The organism is Phaeodactylibacter luteus, assembly GCF_007993045.1.
Classification (GTDB): Bacteria; Bacteroidota; Bacteroidia; order Chitinophagales; family Saprospiraceae; genus Phaeodactylibacter; species Phaeodactylibacter luteus.
In genome coordinates this window covers 16,209-30,998 of the sequence record NZ_VOOR01000043.1, presented here as the reverse complement: position 1 = coordinate 30,998, position 14,790 = coordinate 16,209, and the positions used below count along the sequence as shown (strand labels likewise).

Genomic DNA, 14,790 nt, shown 5'->3' with positions numbered 1-14,790 from the left:
TGGAAGGGGGCTAAGCCTTGGAGATACACGGGCCAATAGCAGCCTATTTGTGGGGAGGCTGCAAGGCCACATCTGAAATGCATAGGCCACCTTGATGCCAATCTGAACGTTTTCGTCTGGGCTTGGTACTCCTTACTTGAGGCTATCTTAGAGCATGAAATTGGGCAAGAACAGCCCGGAGGTTGGAAATGCAACGGGCGGAAGCCAGCATATTGCAGGCCCTAGCTTTAGGATAGCGCCGGCCTAGCGCTGCGAAGGGGTTTAAGAGCTGTTCGGATTTTACCCTTCGGGCTGCTCTTGCCAACTTTTGTCCTGCTCTTCGTTGTTTTTCGGTCACGTAGCTAGGCTATTGGATTCAAGAATGGGGCCCTTTGTCCCATTCTTGAATATAAAACGCCTCGATCAGGGCAAAATTTGGCTGCGTTCGCTCCAAAAGCAAAATCTGAACAGCTCTAAGCCCGACAGGGCCGAGCGAAGAGCGAGCCCCGTAGCATAGCGGCACCTGCCTGTTGGGCAGGGGCAGGCCCCAATCCTTTCGGAGGGGGCAGGCCCATCACGCGCAGCAAGCTGGAGGCCCCAAGCCTGACAGCAGATGCCCCAACACATGGGGCCACGGTAGGGGAGGAGCCCTGCACTTGCCCTGCAAACTGGAAACCTAATCGAATTATTAAACCAATATGACTTATGATGTACCGCTTCAACCTATTCATTCTGCTTATTTTTGCAGGCATGAATACAGGACTTGCTCAATACTTTTTCCCGAACACGCCGGCCCGGCCGGTTACAGATACCTTACATGGCTACACCTTGACCGACCCCTACCGTTGGCTGGAAGACAAGGATGACCCGGAGGTGAAAGCTTGGACGCAAGCGCAGCACGACGCTACGCTCCACTTTGTGAATACGCAGTTTGACGACATTCCTGGGCTGAGGGCAGAGATACAAGCTTATATAGACCGTGATGTGGAGAGCCCCATGCAACTGGTAGCCGACCGGCAGTTTTACACCCTCCGCCGTAAAGGCGATAAGCAGTCAAAGCTTTATACCCGCCTAGATGGCAAAGACCTGCTCCTTTTTGACCCGGAGCAGATAGACCCCTCTGGGAAATCTGCCCTCTCTGGCCGCAGCTTCACCAAAGATGGAAGCCGGGTGGCAGTGGGCATACAGTCTAAAGGTGCAGAGATCAACACCTATTATATCGTTGATACCCGTACGGGGAAAATATTGGGCGACCCAATTGAAGGGTTGAGGGGCTTTGCCTGGACCGATGATGAGGCGCATGCCTACATCTGGGTGAGGACACAGGAAATGATCAACGCTCAGCAACCTATTGAGATCCGCCTGCACAAGATTGGCAGCGCCCGGGCTACTGATCAGACCCTGCTGGTGCCTGAAGATGCAAAAAATACGGGCAGTGTGTTTGACGCCCGCTACAGCGATCTGACTTTCTTTAGCGAAGGCGACTTCTACGCCACGCATTCCCTGCGCATGAAGCGTACAGGCAGCAATGACAATCCGCAGGAGATTTATGCCAACCAAAAGTACCGGGCCAGCCCTTATGCCATTGGGGAAAAAATCTACTTCTACACCAACCACGAAGCGCCCAACTTTAAGCTCATGGTAGCCGACAAAAAGCGGCCGGGCTTTGAACATTGGAAAGAGCTTGTCCCCGAACGGGAAGATGTCGTGCTCGAAAGCTATACGATTACCGATGATTACCTGATCACGGTAGAAAAAAAGGACGTGCTGAGCCGGATGGTCCTCCGCCAACTCGACGGCACGATAATCAAAGAGATAGAAGCGCCTGAAGTCGGCAATATTGCCTCGGCCAGCTACAACCGAGATGTCGATGCCCTTTTTGTAGGGCTGAGCACCTTCACCAGCCCTTACAAGATTTTCCGGTTGGACCCTGCTCAGCTGGAATCCCAGAAACTGGACTGGGAGCTGTACTATGAGCAGGACGCCCCTATCGATACGGATGAGCTGGAAGCCAAAATCGTCTTTTACCCTTCCAAGGATGGCGTGAAGGTGCCCCTTTTCATTGTACACAAGAAGGGGCTCAAGCTGGACGGCAACAACCCCACCTTGCTATACGGATATGGGGGGTTCAACATTGGCATTTCCCCAAGTTTTGTAGGCCTTCGGGCTGCATTCATCAATCGGGGGGGCGTGTATGCTCATGCCGGCCTGAGGGGCGGGGACGAATATGGCGAAAGCTGGCATGAGGATGGTATGCTGATGAACAAACAAAATACTTTTGATGACTTTATAGCAGCGGGGGAATACCTCATCCGGGAAGGTTATACCAATACCGGCAAACTTGGCATAGAAGGGGGGAGCAATGGCGGGCTCCTGGTCGGGGCCGTCATTACGCAGCGCCCAGACCTGTTCAAGGCAGCCATCTGCGGGGTGCCCTTGCTCGATATGGTACGCTTCCACAAATTCCTCATCGCCCGCTATTGGATACCTGAATACGGTGACCCCGATAAAAAAGAGGATTTCCAGAACATCCTCACGTATTCACCTTACCACAATATCCGCATGGGCATAGACCACCCGGCTACCCTCATCACAGCGGGAGAAAACGACTCGCGGGTAGACCCCCTGCACGCTAAGAAGTTTGCAGCAGCCCTACAGAACAACCTAGGGCAGAAAAACCCTATCCTATTGTACATCAACTACGACAGCGGCCACGGATCAGGACAGTCGACAGATCAGCTGATCGACTATTATGAATTCCGTTACCGCTTCATGATGCGGCAGCTTGGCATGTAGCAAAGCCTCCACCTTCCGGGGAAAGGCCCACCAAGCGTTGTCGTTGATTGAACACAAAGCCCCGCTGCCCCCTTATCGGGAACAGCGGGGCTTTGTGCTAAAAAAGGGCACCGGCTTTATACAGCCAATGCCCTTTTTTCCTTATTCACCGAGTGGCAGAAGCCTAATCAAGGGTCTGTTTGATTTCAACAATCTCATAACCTTCGATGGTATCGCCCACCTTGATATCGTTGTAATTGTTTACCGAAAGGCCGCATTCAAACCCAGCTTTCACCTCGCGCACATCGTCTTTGAAACGCTTGAGGGAAGAGAGCTCTGCCGTCTGCCCTTCTTTGGTCGGGTAGATCACGATGCCGTCCCGGATAACGCGGACCAGCGTATTGCGGGTAATTTTGCCTTCCTGCACGTAGCAGCCGGCAACTGTGCCCACTTTGCTGATTTTGAACACCTCGCGCACTTCCACCTGAGCAACGATTTTCTCTTCCTTAGTCGGTTCGAGCATGCCCTCGATAGCCGAGCGGATTTCCTCAATCGCTTCGTAAATGATGGAGTAAGTATTGATCTCTACACCTTCGCGCTCAGCCAGTTTGCGGGCCCCCAATGATGGGCGCACCTGGAAACCAATGATAATAGCATCAGAAGCAGAAGCCAAGAGGACATCAGATTCGATAATCTGCCCGACAGCTTTGTGGATGACATTGACCTGTACGCTTTCGATAGACTGCTTGATGAGAGAGTCAGAAAGGGCTTCGACCGATCCATCCACATCACCTTTGACAATGAGGTTGAGCTCTTTAAAGCTGCCCAGTGCCAGACGGCGCCCGATTTCATCGAGGCTGATCCGTTTGGTTGCCCGGTTGGCCTGCTCCCTTGCAATCTGCGCCCGCTTAGTTGCCAGTTGGCGGGTTTCCTGTTCAGACTCTAGGACACGGAAGCGCTCGCCGGCTTGTGGCGCGCCGCCCAAGCCCAGTACGAGGACAGGAGTAGACGGCCCCGCCTCTTTGACCCGCTTGCCAAATTCGTTGAACATGGCCTTCACTTTGCCAGAGTGCTCACCGGCCACCATAGGGTCGCCGACTTGCAGGGTGCCAGTCTGCACCAAAAGCTTGGTGACATAGCCCCGCCCCTTGTCCAAAGAAGCCTCGATGACCGTACCGCTGGCAAAACGGTCAGGGTTGGCCTGCAGCTCCAGGATTTCGGCTTCCAGCAGGATTTTCTCCAATAGCTCATCGATGCCCTGCCCCGTTTTGGCGGAGATATCCTGGGATTGGTATTTGCCGCCCCATTCTTCCACGAGGAAGTCCATAGAAGCCAGCTCCTGTTTGATGCGTTCAGGCTGCGCCCCCGGCTTATCCACCTTATTGATGGCAAACACCATAGGCACACCCGCCGCCTGAGCGTGGCTGATGGCTTCTTTAGTCTGCGGCATGATGTTGTCGTCCGCCGCAATGATAATGATGGCGATATCGGTCACCTTAGCACCACGGGCACGCATAGCCGTAAAAGCTTCGTGGCCAGGGGTATCGAGGAAGGTGATCCGTTTATCATCTGCTCCTACATTGACTTCATAAGCACCGATGTGCTGTGTAATACCACCGGCCTCTGCATCAGCAACCTTCGCCTTACGGATGTGGTCGAGCAGAGAGGTCTTACCGTGGTCAACGTGGCCCATGACCGTAACGATAGGCGCACGGGGCTGCAGGTCTTCAGGGTCATCTACGATCTCTTCCTCCTCGTCATCCTGTTCGCCAGCATCAATGAATTTGACTTCATGCTCAAACTCTTCGGCTACGAGCTCAATGATTTCAGCATCGAGGCGTTGATTGATCGATACAATGACCCCCAAGTTCATACAGGTCATGATGACATCCGTGACCGGCACGTCCATGAGGTTGGCCAATTCCTGCACTGAAATAAATTCAGTGACTTCCAGGAATTTGGATTCCATTTCCATTTCCCGCTCTTCCTGCCGTTCCCGCAGGCGCTCCCGGTTATCGCGGCGCAATTTTTGGCGCTTGCGTTTTCCGCCACCAGAAATGCGGGCCATAGTGGCCTTGATCTTATCTTCAATTTCCTTTTGGGAAACCTCTTTGACTTCATCCTCTTTGCGGTTGCCGCGCTTGCGGGCTTTGCCTCCTCCGGCAGCAGTGCTGCGCTGCCCGGCCGTCTCTGTAGGCGCTACCTTTTTGCGCTTGCGCTTGCGCTTTTTACGAGGCTCGTCATTATTGCCCGCTGCGGGGGTTGCGCTTGGGGCATCCTTCTTTTCGTCCTTTTTCTTCTTTTTGCCACGGCCCGAACGATCAACTTTATCAACGTCGATTTTGCCCAATATCTTCAGCCCGCGCAGCTCGGGGGCTTCGGCTTTGAAAACACCGGGGTTGGCAGCAGCTTTTTCCGCAGCACCTGCATCAGCAGGCGCATCAGATTTAGGCTCCGCCTTTTGCCCTTCTTCCGCAGCAGGGGCTTTTGCAGCAGGCTGTTCGGTTTTAGGCTGTCCGGCGGCAGGCTTATCCTCGTTGGCAGCAGGAGCAGCCGGCGCTTCCGTTTCGGACGGTGCCGGCTTGGCTGTTTTCTTATCTTCTGCTTCAGCCGGCTTGGCCAGCTCTTTTTTCTCTTCCAGATCCTTGGCCTCAGGCTTTGGCGTTTCCGCCTTTTCTGTTTTCTGCGGCTCTTGGGCAGCGGGCGTTTCTGGCTGTTCTGTTTTCTGCGGCTCTTGGGCAGCAGGAGGCGTTTCTTCCACCACAGGCTTCTGCTTTAAGCGGCCTGATTTATCCCGGGCGTCAAGATCAATCTTGCCCAAGATTTTAGGGCCGCGCTTAGCAGGCTCCTCAGCCTTCTTAGGCTCAGGCTCTTTCTCGGCTGCGGCAGGCTGCTCCACGGCAGGCTTTTGCGCGGCAGGCTTTTCCTGATCCGGGATAAGCGGCTTAGGCTTCGGAGGGGCCTCTTTTTGGGGAGCTTCTGCTGCAGGGGGGACTTTGGGGAGAGGAGGAAGCCCGTTCGAGTCTTGCTCGGCTTTGGGCTTTTCATTTTCAGCGGCAGGGCGGCTGCCGATCACCAACTGATCGGCTTTCTCTTTGATAGCTATCGACTTCTGAAATTCCTTCAGGAGCTCGGTATACATCTCATCAGAGATTTTAGCCGTAGGCTTGTTCTCTATATCGAACCCACTCTTCGTGAGGTGGTCTACGATGGTAGAGGTACCTACGTTCAATTCCTTAGCTATCTTTACTAAACGTTTCGCCATTATGAAGTTTTACTACTTTGCAACGTTGGCAGATAGGCATCAGCTTCGCTCAGTCCTTTACATATCTTATTAATCTTGTTTGGATGAATAAAATAGAAGATGGCACTTAAAAATCAGCTATGGCCTATCATGCTTATTGAAGTGGCGTGCTTTCCGTCTTTCCCAGAAAATTTGCAGCACGGCCACAAAGATAAGACGATTACGGTCTAATCCGTAAATCTACAGGGCAAAAACCCTGAAAATCCTAATTATGAGCACTTTCATGACTCAAGGCTCTCCTGCAGCCAACGCAAAGTGGCCTTAAAGAGTTCGCCCATTTCTTTTTTTGTTCCCGCCGGGCTTATTTCTCCCGGCCCGCCTATGCATACACGGGCAGGCCGGGAGCCTTATTATTTAGCATTGAAGCTATGGGCACAAACCAGAGCGCTGTTTTTAGGGGGCTTCCCCTGCCCCACGGCAGGAGCCGCTATGCTGCGGGGCTCGCTCTTCGCTCGGCCCTATCGGGCTGGCCACCCCTCCGCAGCGCTAGCCCGATGCCCTATTGAAGCCAGGGCTAGCCAACTACCGCTCTGCTTAATCTTCAAACTCAGCAGCCAAGATCCCCATCACATCGTCGATGGTTTCCTCCTCCAAGTCTGTACGGCGCAGGAGCTCATCCTTGCTCAGCTCGAGCACAGAACGGGCGGTATCGCAGCCGATAGCCTTGAAGGCATCAATGACCCAGCTGTCGATTTCATCTGCAAATTCGTCCAGATCGACATCGTCGATTTCAATTTCCTGTACGGTATTGCGGAATACGTCGATTTCGTAGCCGGTCAGGCGGCTGGCCAGCTTGATATTGGTGCCGCCTTTGCCGATAGCCAAAGACACCTGATCGGGCTCGAGGAATACCTCCGCCCGCATAGTTTCCTGGTTGAGGTCGATACGGCTGATTTTGGCGGGCGTAAGGGCACGCTGTATGAAAAGGCTGTCGTTGTTCGTATAATTGACGATATCAATGTTCTCGTTGCGCAGCTCGCGCACGATACCATGAATGCGGGACCCCTTCATGCCCACACAAGCCCCTACGGGGTCGATGCGGTCGTCGTAAGACTCTACCGCTACTTTCGCCCGGTCGCCGGGGATGCGCTCAATGCGCTGAATGGTAATCAGCCCGTCCTCGATTTCAGGCACTTCCTGCTCGAGCAGTTTCTCGAGGAAGAGAGCATCTGTACGGGACATGATCACAGCAGGGTTGTTGTTCCGCATTTCTACGGCTTTGATCACCCCGCGCACCATATCGCCCTTGCGGAAAAAGTCGCCACGGATAGTCTCACTGCGGGGCAGCACCAGCTCATTGCCGGTGGCATCGTCCAGTACTAAGAACTCCCGCTTGAGGATTTGGTGTACCTCGCCAACGATGACTTCGCCAATGCGCTCGCTGTAGCGCTTGTAGATCTCATCCTTTTCCAGCTCCATAATCCTGGAGATGAGGGTTTGGCGGGCAGCCATAATGGCACGCCGCCCAAAGTCCTCCAGGTGCAGCTGCTCATAGCACTCTTCCCCGATTTCATAGTCCTCATCGATAGAGAGGGCTTCAGAGATGGAAATTTGGCTGCGGTCGTCGGTCACTTCGCCATCGGGCACAATCTCGCGGACGCGCCACAGCTCAAGGTCCCCCTTTGTCGTATTGACGATCACGTCAAAGTTTTCATCGGTGCCGAACTTTTTCCGGATCAGCGTACGGAAGACATCTTCCAGTACCCTTACCATCGTCGGCCGGTCAATATTCTTCCCGGACTTGAACTCCGAGAAGGTTTCCACCAGGTTCATCATGGTTCTGCTAGTCTATTTAAGCCTGCCCCTACAGGGGCAGGTTGATTGATTGTATTTAACCCAAAGCATGTTTAGTGCTCGTCCCTATTGCAAATCAACACTTTAGGGGCTAGGCCTCCTCGCTAAGTTTTCCTGAAGAAGCCGCTCCCAACAAGCGCTAAAAGGTGACTTTCACTCTGGCCTCAGCGATACTGCCAAAGGCAATCTCGATTTCGGCAATTTCTGTTTTATTCCGTTTGCCGTCTTTGACCCTTACTTTTTCTTCCAATACGATACCGCTTTCCTGCACTTCCTTGAGGATGCCCGAGCGCTTTTCCCCATCGGTCAGCTTCACTTCCAGCTTTCGCCCTACGTTGTTGGGGTACTGCCGCAAGAGTTTGAGCGGCCGGCCTACGCCAGGGGAAGACACTTCGAGGGTGTAGCGCTCGCCCAGCCACTTCTCCTCATCGAGGTATTGCTCGAGGTAGCGGCTCAGCTTTTGGCAGGTTTCGAACGTAATGCCAAAGTCGCTGTCCACAAAAACCTCCAGTTTGTTGTTGGCGTGCAGCTTGAGGTCTACTAGGAAGCATTCCGAGAAAGCATCTTCCCGGAACTTCTCCTCCAGCAGGTCTGTAATTTTTTCTTCTACCACAATTTTCAGAATCGTTGATCAAAAACTTCTTTTCGTCGGGCAAGGCATACAACGCAAAGAGGGAACGCGTCAACGTTCCCTCTTTGCTTAGTTCAGTGCTCTGGCGCAAATATAAGGGCTTATTTGCTGAAAAGCAAGCTGCTGTGGATTTGGCCGTTGCAAAGCCCTGCTTTCAAATCATTTTGAACGAACTGAGGGGGGCTGGCAAACCAGGCGGCTGTATATTTGTTCCCTGAAAAAATGAAAAAAGATAACCGATGAATGTCGATCAGCTTCTACACCGTGCCCTCAACCTGGAACACCTCGCTGCTGAAGAGGGGGTCTTCCTTTTTGAAAATGCTACCACTGCCGAGCTTATGCATGTGGGGCATCAGCTCCGGCAGCGCCAAGTGCCGCACAACAAGGTAAGCTGGATCATCGACCGCAACTCCAATACGACCAATGTCTGCATTGCCAACTGCAAGTTCTGCAACTTTTACCGGCGGCCAGGCCACGAGGAGTCTTACACGACTAGCATAGAGGAGTACAAAAAGAAAATTGACGAGCTGTATGCTTTCGGTGGGCGGCAGCTGCTGCTGCAAGGTGGGCACCACCCCGACCTTGGGCTGGCTTTCTACACCGACTTGTTCCGGCAGCTGAAGGGGCTCTACCCCGACCTGAAGCTGCATGCCCTCGGCCCGCCAGAAATTGCCCACATTGCTCAGCTCGAAAGCCAGAGCCACGAAGAAGTGCTCCGGGCGCTGAAAGAGGCCGGGCTCGATTCCCTGCCTGGCGCAGGGGCCGAAATCCTGAGCGACCGGGTGCGCCGGCTGATCTCTAAGGGCAAATGCGGAGGGCAAGAATGGCTCGACGTCATGCACGCTGCCCATAAGGTAGGCCTGACCACCTCAGCCACTATGATGTTTGGCCATATAGAGACTAATCTTGAGCGCATGGACCACCTGGTGCGCATCCGGGAAGTACAGGATATGCGGCCGCAGGGGGCCAAGGGGTTCATTGCATTTATCCCCTGGCCTTTCCAAGATGAAGACACCATCCTGCGCCGCCTCAAACGGGCGCGCAATACTTGTACAGGGGACGAGTACGTGCGCATGATCGCCATGAGCCGGATTATGCTGCCCAATATCACCAACATACAGGCTTCCTGGCTCACCGTGGGCAAACAGGTAGCACAGCTTTGCCTCCACGCCGGCGCCAATGACTTCGGCTCTATCATGATCGAGGAGAACGTGGTGTCGGCTGCAGGGGCCCGCTTCCGCTTTACCGCCAACGGCATACAGGAAGCAATACGCGAGGCAGGCTACGTGCCGCAATTGCGCAATCAGGAGTATGAATTCATCGACCTCCCGGAGAATATCCGCCAACAGGAGCTCGATACGCAAGAAATGATCGTGGACTAAGCGGGCACAGTGGGCTTTGCATTTTGGGGGTTCACCTCAGCTGCTGTTGCCCCTATGCGCCAACGGGCGCTTGCTGAGCCCCTTATTCTGCATTCCAGCGCAGGATGACCAGCTTTCGCCGCTTGCTCAATGCGGAAGCAACAGAAGCGATATAAAACACAGCAGCCTGCCCTTCTGCTGACACCTGCCGCACTGTGTCATCAAAATAAGGGAGGAAGTAGCCCCAATCCACATCTTGGTAAATGATAGAGTTGCTGAAGGCCCCATCCGGGGTGATCATGACATGGAAAAGGCTTGTAAACTCGAATTCGTCTACCGTATCCCCCCAGTGCAACAGGTGGAAATGCTCCGGGCTTGCCCATGTTATGCCAGTTTGGTTCAAGTAATGGCTGAACGTATTGATCGCATCTACGTGCACCGTCCACTTCAGTTCTCCTGATGGGCTCACCAAGCCGATGTACCAATCTCTTTCTTTACTGAACCGTTGGCCAGAATCCGAATACTGGTACGCCTTGCCTTCGTAGGCATCCTTTCTCCCTTTATTGATCCTCCGCTTCAGGAACAACCTTTCTTTGCCGATGGTAATGTTGCGCCAATGCTCTGCCGCAACGATCGTGCCATGCTCGCCCCAGCTCTGTACGTACTGTGCCCTCAGCCCATCAATCTCCAGGAGGTTTTCGTCTTCCTCTATCTCATCGCGGATGTCCTCTGGCATAGCTTTGCGGAGGGTGCCCGGCTTGAAGGGCGTTTTGTAAAAAGCAGATACCTCCCCTGTTGGGAGGGCTATTGCCGCCGTAAAAAAGCCTTTTGCCGTTTCGTATTTGGTGTTCTCCTCAGAATATACCCCGCCTACAACAAGGCCTTCTCCTGCAGGGGCTACGGATACAGTTTTGGGGTAAAAAGCCCCGGGCTCATGGGAGATGCTGCACCACTTGCCTTCTGGGCTGCCCTTCATCGAGACCCGGAACGCAACAGTGGCCTCCGAGCCGTCTTTTGTGTAAACGAGGACGTGGGCGCCGTTGTCGAAAAGCGCCTCCTCCCTCTGCTTTAGCCCTCTGCTCATGCCCTCAGGCACGTCCACCTCCACGGCTTGCAGGAGTTGCAGCTGGGCATCAAAATACCGGACAACTCCCCCTCTTGCCAGCTCTTGGCTATACATGCCCGATGCGCTGCGGACCGTAAAGAACTCCTGCCCGGGCGCAACTTTGATATGGGCCAGGTAGGTGTGGCCTATCCAACTCGCTTTAGCTTTAAGGAGCTGCACCGGCTCTGCTGCGAACTCGAGCGTTTCCTGGTCCAGCTCTACCGCGTAGAGTTCATGCTGCTCTTCTTCGTCTTTGTAAATAAAATAGACAAAATAAAGCCGCTCTTTCAGCACAATCAGCGTCTTGGCCTTGAAGTCGTGCCCGATATCGCTCCGTTTGTAGCTCCGCACTGCGATTTGTTGGGCATCCCCGTCGCGCTTGGTGAGTTGTACGGGCGTATTCCGGTCTCTTGGCCAGTTGTACGACAGGTAGTCCATGGTGTAATGATACCCATTGGCCACCGCCGCTTCGCTGCGGGGGGAGTCGACTGTGTACGTTTCCCCTTCCGTATGCTCCCAACGATCTTGGGCAGCGGCTTGCTGTACTATGGCAAAAAAAGAAAGCAGTAGGGTTAGGCGTAGTAATTGCATAGGGTGTTATGTGTCTGAGTGATGGCCTTGGCGTAGGGGGGCATTGTAAGGTTGAAATGGCGCTTTCCTTCCCACGCTGGGCCTTTTTCCAGCTATTGAGAGCGTGATAAAAGCCTGCGCGTGGCCTGGAAACAGCATGCTTCCCGCTTTGCTCTGCCCAGCACACCAAAGTCTGATGAATAAGCTGCTAAAGTAAAAAATCATGCTGCACTGTACAAACTCACATTGCTATTTTGCTCTGGGTTTTTATTTCACGCAGCTTTGCCGGGCGGCCCCAATTTTTAAATTATCTTGCAGCTAAAAGCACATGGCTCAACCGCTCTTCGACCAAATACAAGAAGCCCTTAGCAGTATCCGCGCCCGGACCGGCTTCAAGCCCGAGCTGGGCATCATCTTGGGCACTGGCCTGAGCGATCTGGCCGGCCACATCGAGACCGCTGCTGAAATCGCCTACACGGATATCCCTCATTTCCCAGCCTCCACTGTGCAAAGCCACAAAGGCAAGCTGGTATTCGGGTATTTCGAGGGCAAAGCAGTAGTGGCGATGGCTGGCCGTTTCCATTATTATGAAGGGTACTCTGCCAGACAGATCACTTTCCCTGTCAGGGTGCTGCATGCGCTCGGTGTCCAGCGCTTGGTCATCTCCAATGCTGCGGGGAGTGTGAACCCGCACATCGAAGCCGGAGATATCGTTTTTGTCCGTGACCACATCAACCTCCACCCGGAAAATCCGCTACGTGGCGAAAACGATGAGCGCCTCGGGCCGCGTTTCCCGGATATGCTGCAGGCCTACGACCGTCAGCTCAATGCCGTAGGGCTGAAAGCGGCTGCAGCATTGGGCATACGTGCGCATGAGGGGGTATACCTTGGGCTGCAGGGCCCCAACCTGGAGACCCCGGCAGAGTACCGATTTGCCCATATCATCGGGGCCGATCTGGTGGGCATGTCTACCATACCAGAAGTGCTCGTGGCCCGTCATATGGAGCTCCCGGTCCTCGTCATGAGCGTAGCGACCAACAAATGCTACCCGATCGAAGAGCTCACAGAAACTACGGTGGATGAGGTCATTGCGGTAGCCCAAGGGGCAGAGCCTAAGATGAGGCAGATTTTGTCAGCCTTGCTGCCAGATCTGCTGCCGGGCGCCTAACGCACTACCACTTACAGCATGCAATAGGACAAGCTTGATACTGGCCTAGCGCTGCGGAGGGGTGGCAAGCCCGATAGGGCCGAGCGAAGAGCGAGCCCCGTAGCATAGCGGCTCCTGCCCTCAGGCAGGGGCAGGCCCCCCTCACACGTGCAGGGGAGGGCAGCTATTCCGGCGTTTCTCCCCCATTGGCACCAAAGTTGAGCTGAAACCCGATACGCTTATTGGGCTCGTCATCGTCGTAGTCTTCCCAGTTGGCAACCTCCTGTACAAATTCCTCCATGTGGCGCACAAAGTAGGGCTCGCGCAGCTCCTCCGGGCGGTAGATCGCGATGGTCTTGGGCGGGCTGGGCTTGCCGTAGTTTTCGATGAAGGGGTAATTGAGCAAGACGATAATCTTACCATTGAACAGCTGCTGGTACACGAGCGAGCCATTATGCTTGATCAGGTGGCGCTGTATATCCTCGCTCACACGCTGAAACATGCCGCTTTTGGCCTGCCCCAGCGTCAGCACTACCGCTTCCAGGTTTTCAATATCCTGGTGCAGCTCGATACGGGCGGGCAGGCCCGTAGCGTCGATCATGTGCTGCAAGGTATCCTTGATCTGCCCTCGCGTCTCGCTCTGCCATTGTTCCCGGTAGTTGAGGGTGTTCTGCAGCACTTCTTCGTACTGCCTGACTTTCCGTTTAAGGTTGTGAAGCTCAATTTCCATTGGTTAGGTTTTGAGCATAAAATAGAAAGTATGCCTGACTTTTAGGGCAAAGCAGGCGTGTGAATTTAGCACAACTGTAAAAGTACGGGGCTACAAAAGGCAAGTTAGCGGAGCACTGCTTCCCGGGCAGCTTTCATGGGGATGCCAATGCACTTCTTCTCCATATAAGCGAGCATCTTCTCCATCAGTGCCTTGGTCGGCTCATCTAGGAGTGCTACTTCTTTGTGGAAAACTTCGTTCAGCGCCCGGTCTTTGACGGCCTTGATCTCTACCGGCACGGTGCGCATAGCCAGCTCTATCTGCCGCTGCTGCAGCAAAGCCGGCATTTCCGCTAGAAAATCGGCAATAACTTTGTGGGCCCTTTCGATCTCGCGCTCACGGAAGGCAAGGTTCTGTTTGGCCAGGTTGCGCAGCCCCTCAATTTCGATGTACTCAAAATCAAAGGCTGCCACGGTGGCCTCGTCTACGTTATTGGGGATAGAAAGGTCGATGACCACCTTGTGCCCAGCCTCGCCATTGAGCAAAGAGCTGTAGACCTCATTGGTAATGACCGGCTCCGTAGCTCCAGTGCAGACCACCAGGCAGTCGAAGCCTTCCCGGTACTCCCGGATGTCAGCGAGCGGCAAAGCCTTGCCGCCAAGGGTAGCAGCCAGCTGCTCCGCCTTTCCGACAGAACGGTTGAAGACCGTCACATTGGAAAAGCCATACTTGGACAAGAACTTCCCAACCAACTGATTGGTCTGCCCCGCACCTACGAGCAGGACGCGGCCGTCCTTATGGACATGCGCCCGCAGCATTTGCTGAAAAGCAAGAGAGACGACAGATACCGGCTTATCGCCTATGCGCGTCTTGTTGTAAACCGCTTTAGCCGCTACTACGGCCTGCTGAAAAGCGAGGCGGATGTACTCGCCGGTCAGGCCCTGCTCCTGCGATTGTTCGTAAGCTTCGCGCAGCTGCCTCAAGATCTGCCGCTCGCCAATGACCAGCGAGTCGATAGAAGCAGCCACATCAAACAGGTGCGACAGGGCGTCTTGCCCCTGATAGTGGTAGACCGTCTCGTCCAGGCTGTTGAGGATGTCCAGCGGCATATCCGGGTTGACCCGCTGAAAGAAGTGAGAGATGAAGCGCTCGTCCACCTCTTCGGATGTAGTAAAAAAGTACATGACCCGGTTGCAGGTCGGCAGGTACAGCAGCTCCTTGATGTGGAACTGCTGCTTGAGGGCTTCGAGCTGTAGGCGCACAGCCTCCTGATCGGGCGCTTTCAGCACGAAATCGCCGATTTCCTTCAGGTTGGTCTTCTTGTGAGTAACAGTGAGGATGTTATAATTCGCCAGCATACAGCCTAATTCAGTGTTCGGTTACAAAAATAGATTGCGGTGCCGGGTTTAATGTCA

General features: G+C 54.1%; 9 protein-coding genes. 3 read left to right on the top strand and 6 right to left on the bottom strand.

Annotated elements, in window-relative coordinates:
• Positions 1–684: 684 nt before the first annotated feature.
• Entirely contained in the window at positions 685–2,775 is a 2,091-nt protein-coding gene (locus tag FRY97_RS16970; protein ID WP_147168761.1) for a prolyl oligopeptidase family serine peptidase, read from the top strand.
• Positions 2,776–2,938: 163 nt separating this feature from the next.
• Here the strand turns inward: FRY97_RS16970 and infB are convergent, their stop codons facing one another.
• The 3 genes from infB to rimP all read right to left on the bottom strand — a co-directional run bounded on the left by infB (position 2,939) and on the right by rimP (position 8,465).
• On the bottom strand, positions 2,939–6,019 hold the full coding sequence (gene infB, locus FRY97_RS16965; RefSeq protein WP_147168760.1) for a translation initiation factor IF-2: 3,081 nt from the start codon (positions 6,017–6,019) through the stop codon (positions 2,939–2,941).
• Between the two features lie 573 nt (positions 6,020–6,592).
• Positions 6,593–7,831, bottom strand: coding sequence for a transcription termination factor NusA (gene nusA / locus FRY97_RS16960; protein ID WP_147168774.1), 1,239 nt, complete (start codon positions 7,829–7,831; stop codon positions 6,593–6,595).
• 160 nt (positions 7,832–7,991) lie between these two features.
• Positions 7,992–8,465 carry a ribosome assembly cofactor RimP gene (rimP, locus tag FRY97_RS16955; RefSeq protein WP_170254707.1) on the bottom strand — a complete coding sequence of 158 codons (474 nt, stop codon included), beginning with the start codon at positions 8,463–8,465 and terminating at the stop codon, positions 7,992–7,994.
• 257 nt (positions 8,466–8,722) lie between these two features.
• Here rimP and mqnC point away from each other — a divergent pair, with 257 nt between their 5' ends.
• On the top strand, positions 8,723–9,865 hold the full coding sequence (gene mqnC / locus FRY97_RS16950; protein WP_147168758.1) for a cyclic dehypoxanthinyl futalosine synthase: 1,143 nt from the start codon (positions 8,723–8,725) through the stop codon (positions 9,863–9,865).
• 82 nt (positions 9,866–9,947) lie between these two features.
• Here mqnC and FRY97_RS16945 read toward each other — a convergent pair whose 3' ends face one another.
• Entirely contained in the window at positions 9,948–11,540 is a 1,593-nt protein-coding gene (locus tag FRY97_RS16945; protein ID WP_147168757.1) for a hypothetical protein, read from the bottom strand.
• Positions 11,541–11,847: 307 nt separating this feature from the next.
• Between FRY97_RS16945 and FRY97_RS16940 the strand changes: the two genes are divergently transcribed.
• Positions 11,848–12,687 carry a purine-nucleoside phosphorylase gene (locus tag FRY97_RS16940; protein ID WP_147168756.1) on the top strand — a complete coding sequence of 280 codons (840 nt, stop codon included), beginning with the start codon at positions 11,848–11,850 and terminating at the stop codon, positions 12,685–12,687.
• Between the two features lie 163 nt (positions 12,688–12,850).
• Here the strand turns inward: FRY97_RS16940 and FRY97_RS16935 are convergent, their stop codons facing one another.
• Positions 12,851–13,396: a hypothetical protein gene (locus FRY97_RS16935; RefSeq protein ID WP_147168755.1), complete on the bottom strand. Its 546-nt coding sequence runs from the start codon at positions 13,394–13,396 to the stop codon at positions 12,851–12,853.
• Positions 13,397–13,500: 104 nt separating this feature from the next.
• Positions 13,501–14,733: a glutamyl-tRNA reductase gene (gene hemA / locus FRY97_RS16930; RefSeq protein WP_147168754.1), complete on the bottom strand. Its 1,233-nt coding sequence runs from the start codon at positions 14,731–14,733 to the stop codon at positions 13,501–13,503.
• Positions 14,734–14,790: the final 57 nt, after the last annotated feature.

Coding starts and splice junctions, on each gene's coding strand:
- FRY97_RS16970 (WP_147168761.1), top strand. CDS start 685: ATGATGTACCGCTTCAACCTATTCATTCTGCTTATTTTTGCAGGCATG.
- infB (WP_147168760.1), bottom strand. CDS start 6,019: ATGGCGAAACGTTTAGTAAAGATAGCTAAGGAATTGAACGTAGGTACC.
- nusA (WP_147168774.1), bottom strand. CDS start 7,831: ATGAACCTGGTGGAAACCTTCTCGGAGTTCAAGTCCGGGAAGAATATT.
- mqnC (WP_147168758.1), top strand. CDS start 8,723: ATGAATGTCGATCAGCTTCTACACCGTGCCCTCAACCTGGAACACCTC.
- FRY97_RS16945 (WP_147168757.1), bottom strand. CDS start 11,540: ATGCAATTACTACGCCTAACCCTACTGCTTTCTTTTTTTGCCATAGTA.
- FRY97_RS16940 (WP_147168756.1), top strand. CDS start 11,848: ATGGCTCAACCGCTCTTCGACCAAATACAAGAAGCCCTTAGCAGTATC.
- FRY97_RS16935 (WP_147168755.1), bottom strand. CDS start 13,396: ATGGAAATTGAGCTTCACAACCTTAAACGGAAAGTCAGGCAGTACGAA.
- hemA (WP_147168754.1), bottom strand. CDS start 14,733: ATGCTGGCGAATTATAACATCCTCACTGTTACTCACAAGAAGACCAAC.